At 63.4% G+C, this 14058-nt stretch carries 16 protein-coding genes; 8 read left to right on the top strand and 8 right to left on the bottom strand.

The genetic code is table 11. From position 1 onward, the window contains the following. Positions 1–58 precede the first annotated feature (58 nt). The 4 genes from ACJ8IJ_RS09190 to ACJ8IJ_RS09175 are packed head-to-tail and all read left to right on the top strand — an operon-like array spanning position 59 to position 3711. Positions 59–1219, top strand: a complete 1161-nt coding sequence (locus ACJ8IJ_RS09190; protein ID WP_021503933.1) for an ABC transporter permease — start codon at positions 59–61, stop codon at positions 1217–1219. Continuing rightward, the gene (locus ACJ8IJ_RS09185) at positions 1216–2151 is read left to right on the top strand and encodes an ABC transporter ATP-binding protein (RefSeq protein WP_016928556.1); all 936 of its coding nucleotides are present in this window, start codon (positions 1216–1218) and stop codon (positions 2149–2151) included. Before ACJ8IJ_RS09190 ends, ACJ8IJ_RS09185 begins: the two co-directional genes overlap by 4 nt. After that, complete coding sequence (locus tag ACJ8IJ_RS09180; protein ID WP_442518559.1) at positions 2148–2921, top strand: ABC transporter permease; 774 nt, start codon at positions 2148–2150, stop codon at positions 2919–2921. The genes ACJ8IJ_RS09185 and ACJ8IJ_RS09180 overlap by 4 nt, the downstream gene beginning before the upstream one ends. A gap of 28 nt (positions 2922–2949) precedes the next feature. Next, positions 2950–3711 (top strand): phosphate/phosphite/phosphonate ABC transporter substrate-binding protein, encoded by a 762-nt coding sequence (locus tag ACJ8IJ_RS09175; RefSeq protein ID WP_021503932.1) that lies wholly within the window; start codon positions 2950–2952, stop codon positions 3709–3711. A 6-nt stretch (positions 3712–3717) separates the two neighbouring features. Here ACJ8IJ_RS09175 and ACJ8IJ_RS09170 read toward each other — a convergent pair whose 3' ends face one another. Then, the gene (locus ACJ8IJ_RS09170; RefSeq protein ID WP_442518558.1) at positions 3718–4437 is read right to left on the bottom strand and encodes an SDR family oxidoreductase; all 720 of its coding nucleotides are present in this window, start codon (positions 4435–4437) and stop codon (positions 3718–3720) included. Between the two features lie 134 nt (positions 4438–4571). Between ACJ8IJ_RS09170 and ACJ8IJ_RS09165 the strand changes: the two genes are divergently transcribed. Continuing rightward, positions 4572–5483, top strand: coding sequence for a LysR family transcriptional regulator (locus ACJ8IJ_RS09165; RefSeq protein WP_442518557.1), 912 nt, complete (start codon positions 4572–4574; stop codon positions 5481–5483). Here ACJ8IJ_RS09165 and ACJ8IJ_RS09160 read toward each other — a convergent pair. The 4 genes from ACJ8IJ_RS09160 to ACJ8IJ_RS09145 all read right to left on the bottom strand — a co-directional run bounded on the left by ACJ8IJ_RS09160 (position 5471) and on the right by ACJ8IJ_RS09145 (position 8106). Further along, positions 5471–5647, bottom strand: coding sequence for a hypothetical protein (locus ACJ8IJ_RS09160; protein WP_004939348.1), 177 nt, complete (start codon positions 5645–5647; stop codon positions 5471–5473). The two genes, ACJ8IJ_RS09165 and ACJ8IJ_RS09160, sit on opposite strands and share 13 nt — an antisense overlap. A gap of 103 nt (positions 5648–5750) precedes the next feature. Continuing rightward, on the bottom strand, positions 5751–6674 hold the full coding sequence (gene yedA, locus ACJ8IJ_RS09155) for a drug/metabolite exporter YedA (protein WP_442518556.1): 924 nt from the start codon (positions 6672–6674) through the stop codon (positions 5751–5753). Positions 6675–6782: 108 nt separating this feature from the next. Next, positions 6783–7277 carry a DUF2878 domain-containing protein gene (locus tag ACJ8IJ_RS09150; RefSeq protein ID WP_015377128.1) on the bottom strand — a complete coding sequence of 165 codons (495 nt, stop codon included), beginning with the start codon at positions 7275–7277 and terminating at the stop codon, positions 6783–6785. Between the two features lie 175 nt (positions 7278–7452). Then, a complete protein-coding gene (locus tag ACJ8IJ_RS09145) occupies positions 7453–8106 on the bottom strand; it encodes a helix-turn-helix transcriptional regulator (protein ID WP_075685442.1) in 654 nt (217 codons plus the stop codon). A 103-nt stretch (positions 8107–8209) separates the two neighbouring features. On the opposite strand from ACJ8IJ_RS09145, the gene ACJ8IJ_RS09140 reads away from it, so the two are divergent. From ACJ8IJ_RS09140 to ACJ8IJ_RS09130, 3 genes are all read left to right on the top strand, one after another. Next, positions 8210–9664: an MFS transporter gene (locus ACJ8IJ_RS09140; protein WP_442518555.1), complete on the top strand. Its 1455-nt coding sequence runs from the start codon at positions 8210–8212 to the stop codon at positions 9662–9664. A gap of 135 nt (positions 9665–9799) precedes the next feature. Continuing rightward, positions 9800–10369, top strand: a complete 570-nt coding sequence (locus ACJ8IJ_RS09135) for a helix-turn-helix domain-containing protein (RefSeq protein WP_004939334.1) — start codon at positions 9800–9802, stop codon at positions 10367–10369. 2 nt (positions 10370–10371) lie between these two features. Then, positions 10372–10890: a GNAT family N-acetyltransferase gene (locus ACJ8IJ_RS09130; protein ID WP_004939331.1), complete on the top strand. Its 519-nt coding sequence runs from the start codon at positions 10372–10374 to the stop codon at positions 10888–10890. Between the two features lie 3 nt (positions 10891–10893). On the opposite strand, the gene ACJ8IJ_RS09125 is transcribed toward ACJ8IJ_RS09130, so the two are convergent. From ACJ8IJ_RS09125 to ompC, 3 genes are all read right to left on the bottom strand, one after another. Continuing rightward, a complete protein-coding gene (locus tag ACJ8IJ_RS09125) occupies positions 10894–11724 on the bottom strand; it encodes a 5'-nucleotidase, lipoprotein e(P4) family (protein WP_049187267.1) in 831 nt (276 codons plus the stop codon). Between the two features lie 17 nt (positions 11725–11741). Then, entirely contained in the window at positions 11742–12593 is an 852-nt protein-coding gene (locus ACJ8IJ_RS09120; protein WP_442518554.1) for a GNAT family N-acetyltransferase, read from the bottom strand. A gap of 179 nt (positions 12594–12772) precedes the next feature. Continuing rightward, positions 12773–13870, bottom strand: a complete 1098-nt coding sequence (ompC, locus tag ACJ8IJ_RS09115) for a porin OmpC (RefSeq protein ID WP_004939326.1) — start codon at positions 13868–13870, stop codon at positions 12773–12775. Positions 13871–14058 lie beyond the last annotated feature (188 nt).

The following is a 14058-nucleotide window of genomic DNA, read 5'->3' as shown; positions in this document are numbered from 1 at the left end:
CGAGGTGCCCCCTTTGCCGTCGGGAGAGGGGGTAAACCGAGGGAGCCGGAGCGTTTCTTTGACTATCGCCGTAAAACATCGCGTCTTGTTGACGCTGTTCATGCTGTTGCTGCTGGCCGCGTTCGGCCTGCCGTTCCTCAGTTATGCCCCCAATCGCCTGTTGTCGGGCAAAAGCCTCTCCTTGTTCTCCCTGCTGAACGGCCCGGCGCTGTGGCTGCTGTTGCCGCTGGCGGCATTGGCGATCCTCAGCCTGTTGCCGCCGACGCGGGGGCGGGCGCTGCTGGCGGCACTGGCCGCCTGCGGGGTGCTGACGCTGGCGTTCTGGATCAGCGGGCAGGCCGCCGGGCGTCTGGCGCAGGAGGGATCGCGCCTGGCACGCACTTCCTGGGGCAGCGGCTGCTGGTTGACCATGGCGCTGAGCCTGCTGATCGCCGCCGACGCCATGGCGCGTCTCACCGCGTCGCACCTGCGGCGGATGCTCGGCAACGCGCTGGTGCTGGTGCCGCCGGCGCTGCTGCTGTTCGGCCATCAGCTCGATCAGCTGTCGCTGCTGAAGGAGTATCATAATCGGCAGGAAGTGTTTGATGCCGCGCTGTTGCAGCACCTGACCATTCTGCTGGCGACGATGGCGCCGGCGCTGGCGATCGGTGTGCCGCTCGGGGTGCTGTGCTTTCGTTCCGAGCGCTGGCAGCGGCCGATCTTCTCCGTGTTGAACATTATCCAGACCGTGCCGTCGATCGCGCTGTTCGGCCTGCTGATCGCGCCGCTGGCGGGGTTGGCGGTGGCGGTGCCCTGGCTGGCGGAACACGGCGTCAGCGGTATCGGCATGGCGCCGGCGATCGTGGCGCTGGTGCTGTACGCGCTGTTGCCGCTGGTGCGCAGCGTGGTGGCGGGGCTGCAAAGCGTGCCGGCCGGCGTGATTGAGTCCGCCACCGGCATGGGGTTGACGCGCGGGCAGATCTTCCTGCGCGTGCAGCTGCCGTTGGCGCTGCCGCTGTTCCTGACCGGCGTGCGCATTCTGGCGGTGCAGACCGTCGGCATGGCGGTGGTGGCGGCGCTGATCGGCGCCGGCGGTTTTGGCGCCATCGTATTTCAGGGGCTGCTCAGCAGCGCGCTGGATCTGGTTCTGCTGGGGGTGATCCCGGTGGTCATGATGGCGGTCATCGTCGATTCGCTGTTTAAATTTTGGGTTTCAATCCTGGACGTATCGCGCCGATGATTCACTTTGAGCAAGTCAGCAAAATTTTTCAGGGCAAGCCGGCGGTCGACGATCTCACGCTGCACATCGCCGAGGGCGAATTCACCGTGTTGATCGGCACCTCGGGTTCCGGTAAGTCCACGACGTTAAAAATGATCAATCGCCTGATCGAACACGATCGGGGCAAGATTCTCTTTGCCGGCGAAGAGATCCAGTCGTTCAAACCGCAGGATCTGCGGCGGCGCATGGGCTATGCGATCCAATCGATCGGCCTGTTTCCGCACTGGACGGTGGAGGAGAACATCGCCACCGTGCCGCAGCTGCTGAAATGGCCGCGCGCGCGCATTCGCGATCGGGTGACCGAACTGTTGGAGCTGCTGCATTTGGAGCCGGATCTGTTTCGCCGCCGCTATCCGCACCAGCTGTCCGGCGGGCAGCAGCAGCGGGTGGGGGTGGCGCGCGCGCTGGCTGCCGATCCCGAGGTGTTGCTGATGGACGAACCGTTCGGCGCGCTGGATCCGGTCACCCGCGCGGCGCTGCAGGCGGAGATCGCGCGCATCCATCAGCTCTCCGGCCGCACTATCGTGCTGGTGACGCACGACATCGACGAAGCGCTGGGCCTGGCGGATCGTCTGGTGCTGCTCGATCAGGGGCGGGTGGTGCAGCAGGGCACGCCGCTGACGCTGTTGACCGCCCCGGCCAACGATTTCGTGCGTGATTTCTTCGGGCGCAGCGATCGCGGCATCAAGCTGCTGTCGCTGGGGACGGTGGCGGAGCGGGTGCGGCCCGGTGTCGCCGGGGGCGAGCCGATCGCCGCCGCCATGAGCCTGCGCGAGGCGCTGTCGGTGTTTGTGGCGCGCGGCAGCGACTGTCTGCCGGTGGTGGATGAACGGGGCGAAGCGTTGGGGGTGTTGCACTTCAACGATCTGATCGCCGGGCAGGCGCTGTCATGAGCGGGCGCATCGGGCGCCTGCTGCGCGATCCTTTGCCCTGGACGCTGGCGCTGCTGTTGGCGCTGGTGTTCGGCATGGATCATCTGCGCGGTCTGTTCGCCGCCTGGTTCCCCGAGCTGGAGCGGCCCATTTATCAGCAGGACAGCTTTATCGCGCTGGTGGGGGCGCACCTGTCGCTGGTGGCGATCTCCAGCCTGATCGCGGTGGCTCTCGGCGTGGCGGCAGGCGTGGCCGTGACCCGACGCAGCGGCCGGGAGTTTCGTTCGCTGGTGGAAACGGTGGTGGCGGTGGGGCAGACCTTCCCGCCGGTGGCGGTGCTGGCGGTGGCGGTGCCGGTGATGGGCTTCAGCGAGCAGCCGGCGATCATCGCGCTGGTGCTGTACGGCCTGCTGCCGATCCTGCAGGGCACGCTGGCGGGCATCGAATCGGTGCCGCCCGCCACGCGCGAGATCGCTCGCGGCGTGGGGATGAGCGCCTGGCAAATTCTGTGGCGGGTTGAACTGCCGCTGGCGGCGCCGGTGATCGTCGCCGGGATCCGCACCTCGGTGATCATCAACATCGGCACGGCGGCCATCGCTTCCACCGTCGGCACCAAGACGCTCGGCTCGCCGATCATTATCGGCCTGAGCGGGTTTAACACCGCCTATGTGATCCAGGGCGCGGCGGTCGTGGCGTTGTTGGCTATTATCACCGATATGCTGTTCGAACGTTGGGTGCGTTATCTCACCGCCTGGCGTCAGCAGACGCTGGCGACCACTCCGGCGGGGTAAGGGGGAAATGATGCAGGTGTCTCTACTGATGTACGGCGTTGGCCGGGAGCAGGCCGAATCCTTCTGGCAGGTGTTGCGCGACAAGCTGCTGCGGCTGGGGTTGCCGGCGGCGCCGGAACGGCTCAGTTGGCCGGACGATCTGGCGCAGCACTGGCGACGCGAGGATCTCTTGCTCAGCCAAACCTGCGGTTATCCGTTGGTCAGCAGTCTGCCGCAGGTACAGTTGATCGGCACCTATCATTATCGGGTGGAAGGGTGCGACGGGCCGAATTACCGCAGCTGGCTGGTGGTGCGCGCGGACGACCCCGGCGAGCGGCTGGCGGATTTTCGCGGCCGAACGGCGGCGTATAACAGCACCGATTCCCAGTCCGGCTACAACGGCCTGCGCGCGCTGATCGCGCCGCTGGCGCAGGACGGGAAATTCTTCGGTGCGGCTATCGCCTCCGGCGCGCATTATCAGTCGCTGCAGCTGATCCGCAGCGGGCAGGCGGATATCGCCGCCATCGATTCGATCAGCATGGAACTGCTGCGCCGCGCGCAACCGCAGGCGCTGGAGGGGCTAAAAATCATCGGCCGCACGGCGGCGGTGCCGGGCCTGCCGTTGATCACCGCAGCCGGCACGCCGCCGGAACAGGTGGAAATCCTGCGCGCCGGCGCCCGAGCGATGCTGGATGAGGCGGTCAGCGACCGCCTGCTGATCGGCGATTTCAGCCTGGTGCCGCGTTCGGCCTACCAGATTATCACCGTGCTGGAACAGCAGGCCGCCGCGCAGGGCGTGACGGCGCTCTAGCCGCCGTTACAGCAGGCCGCCGCCGTCGATGTCGATCACGCTGCCGGTGACGAAGCCATTCTCCATCGCCAGCAGATAACCCGCCGCGACGTCAGCCGCCTGCCCGACCCTGCCGACCGGCAGGCTGACGCCAACCCGTTCGAACAGCGCCTGACGCTGTGCGGCGCTCATGCCGTCGTAGGCTTCGGTGGCGGTGATACCGGGGCTGACCACGTTCACCCGCCGCGGCGCCAGCTCCTTCGCCAGCTGTTTGCCGACCGCTTCCAGCGCGGCATTGATGGCAGTTTTGACCAACTGACCGCCGAGGTATTTACGCGACAGCTGGCCGGAGGTCAGGGTGATCGAGCCCTGCGGCGCCAGCGTCGGCAGCGCCGCCTGCACCGCGCGCAAACTTCCCCAGAATTTGACGTTGAAGTCGGCCTGCGCCTGTTCAAGGGCGGTCTCCGCCAGCGGCTTCGCCTGCACCAACGGCCCGGCGGTGATCACCAAATGGTCGAAAGCGCCGACGGCGGCGAACAGCGCGCGCAGCGACGCGTCATCGGTCAGATCGGCCTGCATCAGGCGCAGCGCGTCGTTCTTCTCCCCGGCGTGAGGGAGACGACGCGAAGCCAGCACCACTTCAGCGCCGCGCGCCGCCGCCGCGTAGGCCACCGCGGCGCCAATGCCGCTGGTGCCGCCCAGGATCACCAGCTTTTGTCGTTTCAGGGGGGAGTCGGGAATCGTCATGTTAAGGCCTCTTTTTAGGTAAGTTTCAACGGAATCTATCTTTCCTGATTGAAAATGAGGAAAAAAGCCCGCCTAATAGCAAACACTTGTAAATTAATATTAATAATTGATTGGGCTAAAAAGAGAGGGAGCAGATGACCTCATTTGTCGATCTCGAGGTGTTTGTCCGCACGGTTGACGGCGGCAGTTTTTCCGCCGCGGCGCGCGCGCTGGATATCACGCCGGCGGCGGCCAGCATTGCGGTGAAAAGGCTGGAGCAGCAGTTGGGCGCGCGGCTGCTGGTGCGTTCCACCCGCAGCCTGAGGTTAACGGAGGAGGGCGCCCGCTATCTCGACAGCGCGCGCCTGGCGCTGGGCGCGTTGGCCGAAGGAGAGCAGGCGATCCGCGAGAAGCATCAGGGGCTGTCCGGGATGCTGCAGATTTCCGCGCCGTCGGATTTTGGCCGCAATCTGCTGCTCGGCTGGCTGGATGAGTTCCGCCTGCAGCATCCCCACATTCAGCTGCAGCTTCTGATCAACGATCGGCAGGCGGATCTGTTCCGCGAACCGGTGGATGTGGCGTTGCGCTTCGGGCCGCTGGCCGACTCTTCGCTGGTGGCGCTGCCGATCCTGCCGCAGCATCGGCGGCTGATCTGCGCCAGCCCGGATTATCTGCGGCGGCATGGCGCGCCGCAAACGCCGGCCGATCTGGTTCGGCACAGCATTCTGGTGTATCAGCCCAGCGGCAAACGGCAGGTGGAATGGCGGCTGTGGCGCGGTGAGGAGGGGGTCGAGCTGCCGCTGAACGGCAGCTATTTTACCGATGACGGTGAGGTCGCGCGGCGCTGGGCGCTGGCCGGGCACGGCGTGGTGCGCAAGTCGGCGATCGACGTGGCGTCGGATATTCGCGCCGGGCGGTTGGTGCAACTGTTGCCGGAATGGCGCAGCGACGCGGTGCCGATCAATCTGGTCTGCCCGCATCGTTCGCAGGTGTCGGAGCGCGTCAGGCAACTGCAGCGCTTTTTACAGCAGCGCTGCCAGCGCTGGATGGACGATCACTTGGCCTGAAGAGTTTCGGTTTGCGCCGGCGTAGCGGCGGTATCCCCGGCAGGCGCGCTTTCTTCGTGCGGGGTGGTAGAACGGGTGTAGATGTTCAGCCCGGCGAGGAATACGCCGCCCAGAGAACCGAAGGCGCACAGGGCGATGACGATGACGAACGCTTTTTTCAGCATAGGAATAATTTCGCAGGTTGCTTGGAACAGCGTGAATTATAGCCCCTTCGCCGGGTGAAACAAGAATCGTTTTTAACGGCGGCCCGCAGACCGCCCTTTGTGATCATCGCCGTTCGCAGTCGATGGCCTGCACGTTGGCCGGGCGGGCGAACAGGTATTTTCCCAGCGTCACCAGCACCACCGCCGCCACGATGATCACCAGCGCCAGCCACTCGCGCGGCGCCAGCGATTCGCCGGCAAAACCGATGCCGAGCAGCACCGCCACCACCGGATTGACGTAGGCGTAACTGGTGGCGACCGCCGGGCGCACATTCTTCAACAAGAACATATAGGCGCTGATCGCCAGCATCGAACCGAAGACGATCAGATAGCCCAGCGCCAGAAAGCCGCCGGTGCTCGGCATCTGAGTGAGGCGCTCGCCGCTCAGCTGGCTGGCTGCCAATAACACCACGCCGGCGACCAGCATCTCCGTCGCGCCGGCCATCGGCCCGGCCGGCAGCGAGATGCGCGATCCTAACACCGACCCAAAGGCCCAGCTGGCCGAAGCCAGCAAAATCAGCAGCGCGCCGGTCGGGTTGCCCACCAGGTTGTTGCCGGTGTTGAGCAGCACGATGCCCACCAACCCGAGCGCGATGCCGGCCCATTCCAGTTTGGTATTGCGCATGCCCCACAGCAGGCTGAAGCAGAGGGTAAACAGCGGCACCGTTGCCACCATCACCGCGGCGATGCCGGACGGCACGTGTTGGTGTTCCGCCACCGTCACCAGGCCGTTGCCCACCGCCAGCAGTAGAATGCCGATGGCGCCGGCGGCCAGCCACTGCTTCGGCGTCGGCAGTGCGTGGCCGCGCCAGGCCAGGAAACTGAACAGCACGATGCCGGCTATTAGAAAGCGAATGCCGGCCATCATCAGCGGCGGCCACTGTTCGACGCCGAGGCGAATGACGAAATAGGTGGAACCCCAAACGATATATAACGTGAACAACGCCCCGATCAACGGCAGGACGCTACGGCTTTGTTGGCTAAGCATAGGATTGTATTTTGCGGGAATGATTATTATTAGAACGCTCAGTAAACCCGATCGGGCAACCGATAAGCAATGGCCTGCGGCATTATTTTTCCGACGGCCGAAAGCCGTTCAATGGCCTTGCTGTTTCCACTGCAGCCAACTGACGGCCGGCAGGTAAATCGACCAGCCGACGGCCAGCAGCAGCAGCATGAACTCGGGCGGCACGCCGGGCAACAAGGCGTCCAGCTTCCAGGACACGGCGTAGGCGAAGGGGCCAACGGCGGCGCCCAACACCGCCAGCGGCCAGGGGGCCGCTCTGACCACGTCCAACAACCAATACCACCAGCAGCCGAAGCCGATCCACAGCGCGATGGTCCAGAGCGGCAGGCCGTGTTGCCCGCTGTAGTGCAGCACGCCGCTGTAGCTCCACAGCCCATCCATGCCGATACCGCCCAGGGCGGCCAGGGCTGCGCCTTTGCGGCGGGCGGCAGGGGTAAAGATCAGCGCCAGCGCCGCGCCGGCCAGCAGTATGCCGTTGAGCCGATCGCGAGTCAGCAGCGCCAGCAGCCAGCAAACGCCCAGTCCCAGCGTCGCCAGCCAGAATCCGGCATGCGGCTTCTTCATCGTTCAACTCCCGTGGGGTTACTCTGCCGCTGCGCCAAGCGCCGACGGAGGTGTCAGAACGGGCGCGGGGCCCGTTGTTTGCCTGAATATTCGATAATTCAACCTTAGAAGGGAAGGTGCGGGGTGCACAAGCAGAATAATCTGTACCGGTTGAAAACGCGGGCAAAAACCGGTGTTACAAGAGAGAAATTCGGTAGGCGCAGCGGCGTGAACCGGCCAGAATGTGTTCGGCGCGCTCCACCTGCGCCTGCAGCACTTCGGTGAAGATGCTCAGCTCAGCGCGGCAGAAGCCCTGGCAGACGGTGGCGGCGGCGCAGATCGGGCAGTGGTTTTCCACCAGCAGATAGGAACCGTCCTCCTCCTGGCGCCATTCGGCCATATACCCTTCGCGGCAGCGGATCTCGGTCAGGCGCGCCACGCGTTCGCGCAGCTCGGTGGCGCCGATCATCGCCTGCTTGTAGTTGATGCGGTTTTCCTGTTCGCGGGTCTCGATCAGCACGTCGATCGCCTGTTCGCCCAACTTGTCGCGCACGGTGCGCAGCAGCTGCACCGTCAGATCCGCATGGGTATCGGGAAAGCGCGCGTTCCCGGCAGAGGTCAAATGCCACAGCTGCACCGGGCGGCCCACGCCGCGCGTTTCCGCCACCGCTTCGACCAACCCCTCTTTCGCCAGCTTGACGAACTGCTGGCGGGCCGCCTCACCGGTGGTGCCGAGCACTTTTCCTGCGTCAGAAGCTAGCTGTGGGCCGCGGGTTTTCAATAACGTCAGCAAGCGGTCACTGACCGATTGTGCGGTGCTGCCGCTATTTTCCAAGTTTATTCTTGACATATTTCTCCGCCTCGCCCTAACTTATTCCAAGATAACTCTTGTTAAATTTAACGCAATCTCATGACCAACTCAATGCCATTCCTCTGAAAACAGGACAACAACCGTGATAACCCATGACGATAGCCGCTGGAGCGACCTTTTCTCCGGCAAAAATGCGGCCAGTGCGATCGCGCTCTCGCTCGGCGTGGCGCTGCATGCCATCAATATTCTGGTCGCCACCACCATTCTGCCCTCGGTGGTGCAGGATATCGGCGGGCTGGATCTCTATGCCTGGAACACCACGCTGTTCGTGGTGGCGTCGATCCTCGGCTCCGCGCTGTCGGCCCGGTTGCTCAGCGGCTATGGCGCACGCAGCGCCTATCTGGTGGCTTCGCTGTTCTTTATCGTCGGGGCGGCGCTGTGCGCGCTGGCGCCGAGCATGCCGGTGATGCTGATCGGCCGCACGGTGCAGGGCTTCGGCGGCGGGCTGATCTTTGCGCTCTCCTACGCGATGATCAACCTGGTGTTCGAGCAGCGATTGTGGCCGCGCGCCATGGCGCTTATCTCGGCGATGTGGGGCATCGCCACCCTGGTGGGGCCGGCGGTGGGCGGCATTTTTGCCGAGCTGCACGCCTGGCGTTGGGCCTTCGGCATTCTGCTGCCGATCATGGCGCTGTACGCTGCGTTTACCTTCCTGATCCTGCCCAAGGGCAAGGCGCAGCAGGCGGCCGCGCCGTTGCCGACTGCGCAACTGCTGTTGCTGACCGTGGCGGTGCTGGTGGTGTCCGCCGGCAGCCTGGCGCACAGCGTCTGGATCAATCTGGCGGGCATCGCGCTTTCGCTGGTGCTGATGGCCTGGCTGATGAAGCGCGAGGCGCACGCACGCGCGCGCCTGTTGCCGCATGGCTCGCTGCGGCGCGGCTCATCGCTGGCGGCGCTCTATATTACGATCTCGTTGCTGGTGATCGGCATGACCAGCGAAATCTTCGTGCCCTATTTCCTGCAGCTGTTGCACGGCCAGTCGCCGCTGATCTCCGGCTATATCGCCGCCACCATGGCCGCCGGCTGGACGTTGTCCGAAATCCTCAGCTCCGGCTGGCGCGGGGCGGGCATTCGCCGGGCGATCGTCAGCGGGCCGCTGTTCGTGCTGGTGGGTCTGCTGGCGCTGGCAATCCTGATGCCGACGCCCTCCGGCGGTGACTGGCAGGCGCTGACGCCGATCGTCATCGCGTTGTCGCTGGTGGGATTCGGCATCGGCTTCGGTTGGCCGCATCTGCTGACGCGCATTTTGCAGGTGGCGCCTGAAGCGGACAAAGACATCGCCGGCGCTTCAATTACCACGGTGCAGCTGTTCGCCACCGCATTCGGCGCGGCGCTGGCCGGGATGACGGCCAACCTGGCGGGGCTGAACGATCCGGGCGGCGCGGCGGGCGCGGCATCGGCGGCGCGTTGGCTGTTCCTGGCGTTCGCGCTGGCGCCGCTGCTGGCGGTATTCAGCGCCTGGCGCTGCGCCGCGATCGCGCCGCCGGTCGCAGAGACGGGCAATTTTGTACAAACTCCACCCTCGCGCGAGTGCTAGAACGCTTCTCCTCATTCGGCGATGTTTGCGGTGATCCTGGCGTTCTTCCTGCGCGATATTTTTTAAAATCCGCTTGCTATATCTCTTATTTGAGATTATTTCTCTTATATGGGATTTTTAAGCGGAGTGTGAGCGGTGGATAACGGTTTGGAGACTGCCGACCTGAGGTTGGCGCAGCGGCTGGCGGATTTGCGCCAGCAGCGGGCGTGGTCGCTGGAGGAATTGGCGCAGCGCACCGGTCTTAGCCGGGCGACGCTCTCGCGGGTGGAGCGCGCCGAGACCAGCCCGACGGCGTCGTTGCTGAACCGGCTGTGCGCCGCCTACGGGTTGACCATGTCGCGCCTGTTGAGCGAAATCGAAGACGAGCCGCCGGAGCTGCTGCGGCCGCAGCAGCAACCGGTGTGGGTCGATCGCGCCAGCGGTTTTCACCGTCGCTCCGTTTCCCCACCCGCCGCGCTGTATAAGGCCGAGTTTATCGAAGCCCGGCTTGATGCCGGCGCGCAGATCGATTACGACCTGCCGTCGATTCCGGCGCTGGAACATCATCTCTGGTTGCTGTCCGGGCAGTTGGAATTGATCCTGGAAGAGCGCGTTTTCCGGCTGTCGGCCGGCGACTGTCTGCGCTACCGCCTGTTCGGTGCCTCCCGTTTCCATGTCCCCGGCGATGAGCCGGCTCATTACACGCTCGTTATCTGTAGGCCATAGCCATGATTGAATTGCAACAGTGGGATGCCGCTGCGGCGCAAAGCGCCATTGCCGACTTGGCCGAGATGCTGCACGCCAGCGTGGCGCACGGCGCCAGCATCGGTTTTGTCATGCCCTTTACGCAGGAACAGGCGCAGGCATTTTGGCAGGGGGTGCTGCCGGCTCTGGCGCGGGGAGAGCGTGCGATGCTGGTGGCGCTCGCGAACGGCCGACCGGTCGGCACCGTGCAACTGCTGCTGGCTATGCCAGACAACGGCCGCCACCGCGCGGAAGTGGTCAAGCTGATGGTGCACCCGCAGGCGCGGCGGCAGGGCGTTGCCCGGCTGTTGATGCAGGAAGTGCAGGCGCTGGCGGCGCGTCATCGCCGCAGCCTGTTGGTGCTGGACACCCTGAGCGGCAGCGCGGCGCAGGGGCTGTACCGCCAATTGGGGTTCGAGGCGGCGGGCGACATCCCGCAATACGCCCGCGCCAGCGACGGCGGGGCGTTGGAGGCCACCTGCTATATGTACAAACTGCTGTGAGGCTTAGCGCCCGCGCCAGGCCTTGAGCGCCTGTTGGCGCACCTGCAGCTTCTGTTGCGGCGTCAGCTTGTTGTAGTCGCGAGCCAGGCCGCTCTCCCAATCGCCGTACAGCGGGTTGGGCAGCACGATGAATTCGGTGCCGAATTTGTTCTGGTTCTCGCTGACAAACGCCCGGCGCTGCGCATTATCCTGGTGGTAGGTCGCGGCGCCGAAGTCGTTCAGGTTGTCGCCCGCGTACACCACGATGTCATAGCCAGCTTGTTTGATGGCGTCGAAGCGCGCCTGCTTATTGGACGTGTCGGTACTGAGCAAGACGGTTTTTTCCGACATGCCGGTGAAACCGAGCTTCTGCATGTTGGCCACCGTGGCGGCGTAGTCGCTCTGTTTGCGGTTCGAGACGTAGAACATCGTCCCCTGGTGGGCGTTAACGTAACGGGCGAACGACACTGCCCCCGGCACCGCGCCGGCCTGTTCGGCCTGCGTCCATTGGGCCCAGGTGGCGCCGTCATACGGCTGGCCCTGCTGCGCCTGCCAGGCGGAGTAGGCGCTGTTGTCCAGCATGGTTTCATCCAGATCGACCACCACCGCCTTTTTGCGGCCCGGCGCGGCCCTGGCCCGATCGAAGGCGCGTTGCGCGCTGTTGAACGCTTGGTGGGCCAGCGCCTGGTATTCGCCGGACTGTTGGAACCAGTTCACCGCCAGCACCGACTGATCCGCCAGCCGCTGCTGGGCCTGGGCGTCGGTGTGCGGCGGCTGCGCGCAACCGGCCAACGTCAGCAGCGCGACGCCAACCGCCGCGCCGAGGGTGAGTTTCCTTGCCTGTTTTCCTGCCATCGTTATCTCTCTCGGTTTTATTTTTGTGGGCTGTCCAGCAGCATATCCATCTCGAACTGGCGCAGAGGATCCTGCCGCCAGCCAAGATGCGTAAAGAAGGGGGCGGCCACCTCGGGCACAAAAACGTTGGCGGTCAGCGGCAAAGGGGCGAACTGCGCTTGCAGGGCGGCCAGCAAGGCGCGGGCATGCCCCTGGCCGCGGTGCTGCGGCGGCACGTAGATCAGGCGCAGCCAGCAGTGCTCGGCGCCGGGCATCACCACGGCGTAGGCCTGACGATTGAGCGTATAGGCCTGCGGTTTGCCCGGCAGCTTGAACAGCGATTCGGGGGCGATCAACCAGGGCAGGTCGGTGGCGCCTTCCGCCGTCAGGCGATGGCTGACGGTCAGCGGATCGACCGCCTGCAGCGCCGCCGTGCCTGGCGGCACTTCCGCCGGCGCCTGATGGCCGGTCAGGGTGCGCACGATGCGCAGCCCGGCGCGGTGGTACAGCGCCAGCGCGGCTTCGTTGCCTTCGATCACCTCCAACGACAGCCGCCGATCGCCGCGCTGGCGGGCATCCGCCACCAGCCGCTGCATCAGCGCCTTGCCCAGCCCCTGGCCGCGCATCTCCGGGCGCACGGAAAAGGCCGCCACCCGGCTGTGCCGGCCGCGGCGGGCGATCAGCGCCACCGCCACCGGTTCATGGCGGTGGGTGACGATCAGGCTGTCGTTCAGGCTGAGGTCTTCGGCGCCGAAGCGGGCGGCGAAGGTTGAACCGTCGAGCACGAAACGCACGATGTAGTTTTCAAAACAGTGGTTGAGGATGTTGGCCAGTTCGTCGCTGCTGTAGCGCAAGGCGTTGTGGTAGTCGAAGCGTCCGTCGTTATGCATGGCTGATTTCGCTCGGGGGAAAGCTATACATGTAGACCCGTTTGTTTTGCAAGGCAAGCGGGGGGATTCGCCGGCGGGGAAAATAAAAACAAAAAAGCCGGACGCAGCCGCCCGGCGAAATAAAACTCTGGGTATCAAGTGACGCTAAAGTTTGCAGTGGTGGTTATTCATTCATCACATCAGAACTGGTAGGTCAGGGCGACAACAACGACGTCGTCGTTTTTCAGACCCAGCTTGTTGTCGTCATCAAGCTGGTTGATTTTATATTCGACATAAGTGGACATGTTTTTGTTGAAGTAATAGGTCGCCGCTACGTCGAAATATTTCACCAGATCGACGTCGCCGATGCCTTCAATATCTTTGCCTTTCTGCTGAACGTAACCCAGCGATGGGCGCAGACCGAAGTCGAATTGATATTGCGCGACCAATTCAATCCCTTCCGCTTTATTGGCGAAGCCGCTAACGGAGGTCGAGTTATTATTGATGGTAGCGGTGCCGGAAATAGGCGCGATATTGCGGCTCTGCGAATAAGTCGCGGCCAGGTAGACATTGTTGTTGTCGTATTTCAGACCGCCGGCCCAGATATCGGCCTTGTCGCCTTTACCGAAGGTGCCCGCCTTTTGCGTGGCGGTGCGGTTGGAAGAGGCATAGGCGGCGCCCACGCTCAGGCCGTCAATGATTTCATAGCTGGAGGAGAGACCCCAGCCGTCGCCGTTCGCCTTGCTGGCGGAGCGGCCGTCGTTTTCGTTCTTGCCCTGGTACTGCACGGCAAATTTCAGGCCGTCAACCAGACCGAAGAAGTTGTTATTACGGTAGGTGGCGACGCCATTGGTACGGCCGTTCATAAAGTTGTCGGTCTTGATATAAGCATCGTCGCCGAATTCAGGGATCATATCCGTCCAGGCGCCGACGTCGTAAATGATACCGTAGTTGCGACCGTAGTCGAAGGAGCCGAGGTCCTTATATTTCAGACCGGCGAAGCCCAGACGCGTTTTGGTGTCTTTGGTGCCGTCGGATTCAGAATGGTTGGCGGCGATCTGATATTCCCACTGGCCATAGCCGGTCAGCATATCGTTAATCTGGGTGGCGCCTTTAAAGCCGATACGGACGTAGGTTTTATCACCATCATTGCCGGCATCATCAGAGAAATAATGCAGGGCTTTCACACGGCCGTAAAAATCGAGTTTGTTGCCGTCTTTATTGTAGATTTCTGCTGCCTGTGCCGCTTGCGCAAGTAAAAGTGCCGGAATAATAACGGCCAGAAGATTACGTTTCATGGGTTACCCTGCTTTATTCGATTGAAAGACGCTTATCATCAGTTGCATTGCTGTTTTACTGTGCCGCCTGATTGTTGGCGGCGGAGAATTTTTACCGTAGTAATGTGATCTATTTATGACAAAAAATTCATTTTCATGTCGAACGATTAAAAAAGTCGCGCAAAGGGTGAATTTTTTCTTCAGCCGAT

It is taken from the genome of Serratia sp. CY40230 (assembly GCF_052168835.1).
Classification (GTDB): domain Bacteria; phylum Pseudomonadota; class Gammaproteobacteria; order Enterobacterales; family Enterobacteriaceae; genus Serratia; species Serratia nematodiphila.
Note: the sequence above shows the minus strand (reverse complement) of the source record. Positions and strands in the feature narration are given on the sequence as shown.

Bases quoted from the DNA above. Each gene is read 5' to 3' on its own strand.
- ACJ8IJ_RS09130 (WP_004939331.1), top strand. From the start codon at position 10,372: ATGATTGAATTGCAACAGTGGGATGCCGCTGCGGCGCAAAGCGCCATT.
- ACJ8IJ_RS09120 (WP_442518554.1), bottom strand. From the start codon at position 12,593: ATGCATAACGACGGACGCTTCGACTACCACAACGCCTTGCGCTACAGC.
- ACJ8IJ_RS09170 (WP_442518558.1), bottom strand. From the start codon at position 4,437: ATGACGATTCCCGACTCCCCCCTGAAACGACAAAAGCTGGTGATCCTG.
- ACJ8IJ_RS09160 (WP_004939348.1), bottom strand. From the start codon at position 5,647: ATGCTGAAAAAAGCGTTCGTCATCGTCATCGCCCTGTGCGCCTTCGGT.
- ACJ8IJ_RS09180 (WP_442518559.1), top strand. From the start codon at position 2,148: ATGAGCGGGCGCATCGGGCGCCTGCTGCGCGATCCTTTGCCCTGGACG.
- ACJ8IJ_RS09165 (WP_442518557.1), top strand. From the start codon at position 4,572: ATGACCTCATTTGTCGATCTCGAGGTGTTTGTCCGCACGGTTGACGGC.
- yedA (WP_442518556.1), bottom strand. From the start codon at position 6,674: ATGCTTAGCCAACAAAGCCGTAGCGTCCTGCCGTTGATCGGGGCGTTG.
- ACJ8IJ_RS09175 (WP_021503932.1), top strand. From the start codon at position 2,950: ATGTACGGCGTTGGCCGGGAGCAGGCCGAATCCTTCTGGCAGGTGTTG.
- ACJ8IJ_RS09145 (WP_075685442.1), bottom strand. From the start codon at position 8,106: ATGTCAAGAATAAACTTGGAAAATAGCGGCAGCACCGCACAATCGGTC.
- ACJ8IJ_RS09150 (WP_015377128.1), bottom strand. From the start codon at position 7,277: ATGAAGAAGCCGCATGCCGGATTCTGGCTGGCGACGCTGGGACTGGGC.
- ACJ8IJ_RS09125 (WP_049187267.1), bottom strand. From the start codon at position 11,724: ATGGCAGGAAAACAGGCAAGGAAACTCACCCTCGGCGCGGCGGTTGGC.
- ACJ8IJ_RS09185 (WP_016928556.1), top strand. From the start codon at position 1,216: ATGATTCACTTTGAGCAAGTCAGCAAAATTTTTCAGGGCAAGCCGGCG.
- ompC (WP_004939326.1), bottom strand. From the start codon at position 13,870: ATGAAACGTAATCTTCTGGCCGTTATTATTCCGGCACTTTTACTTGCG.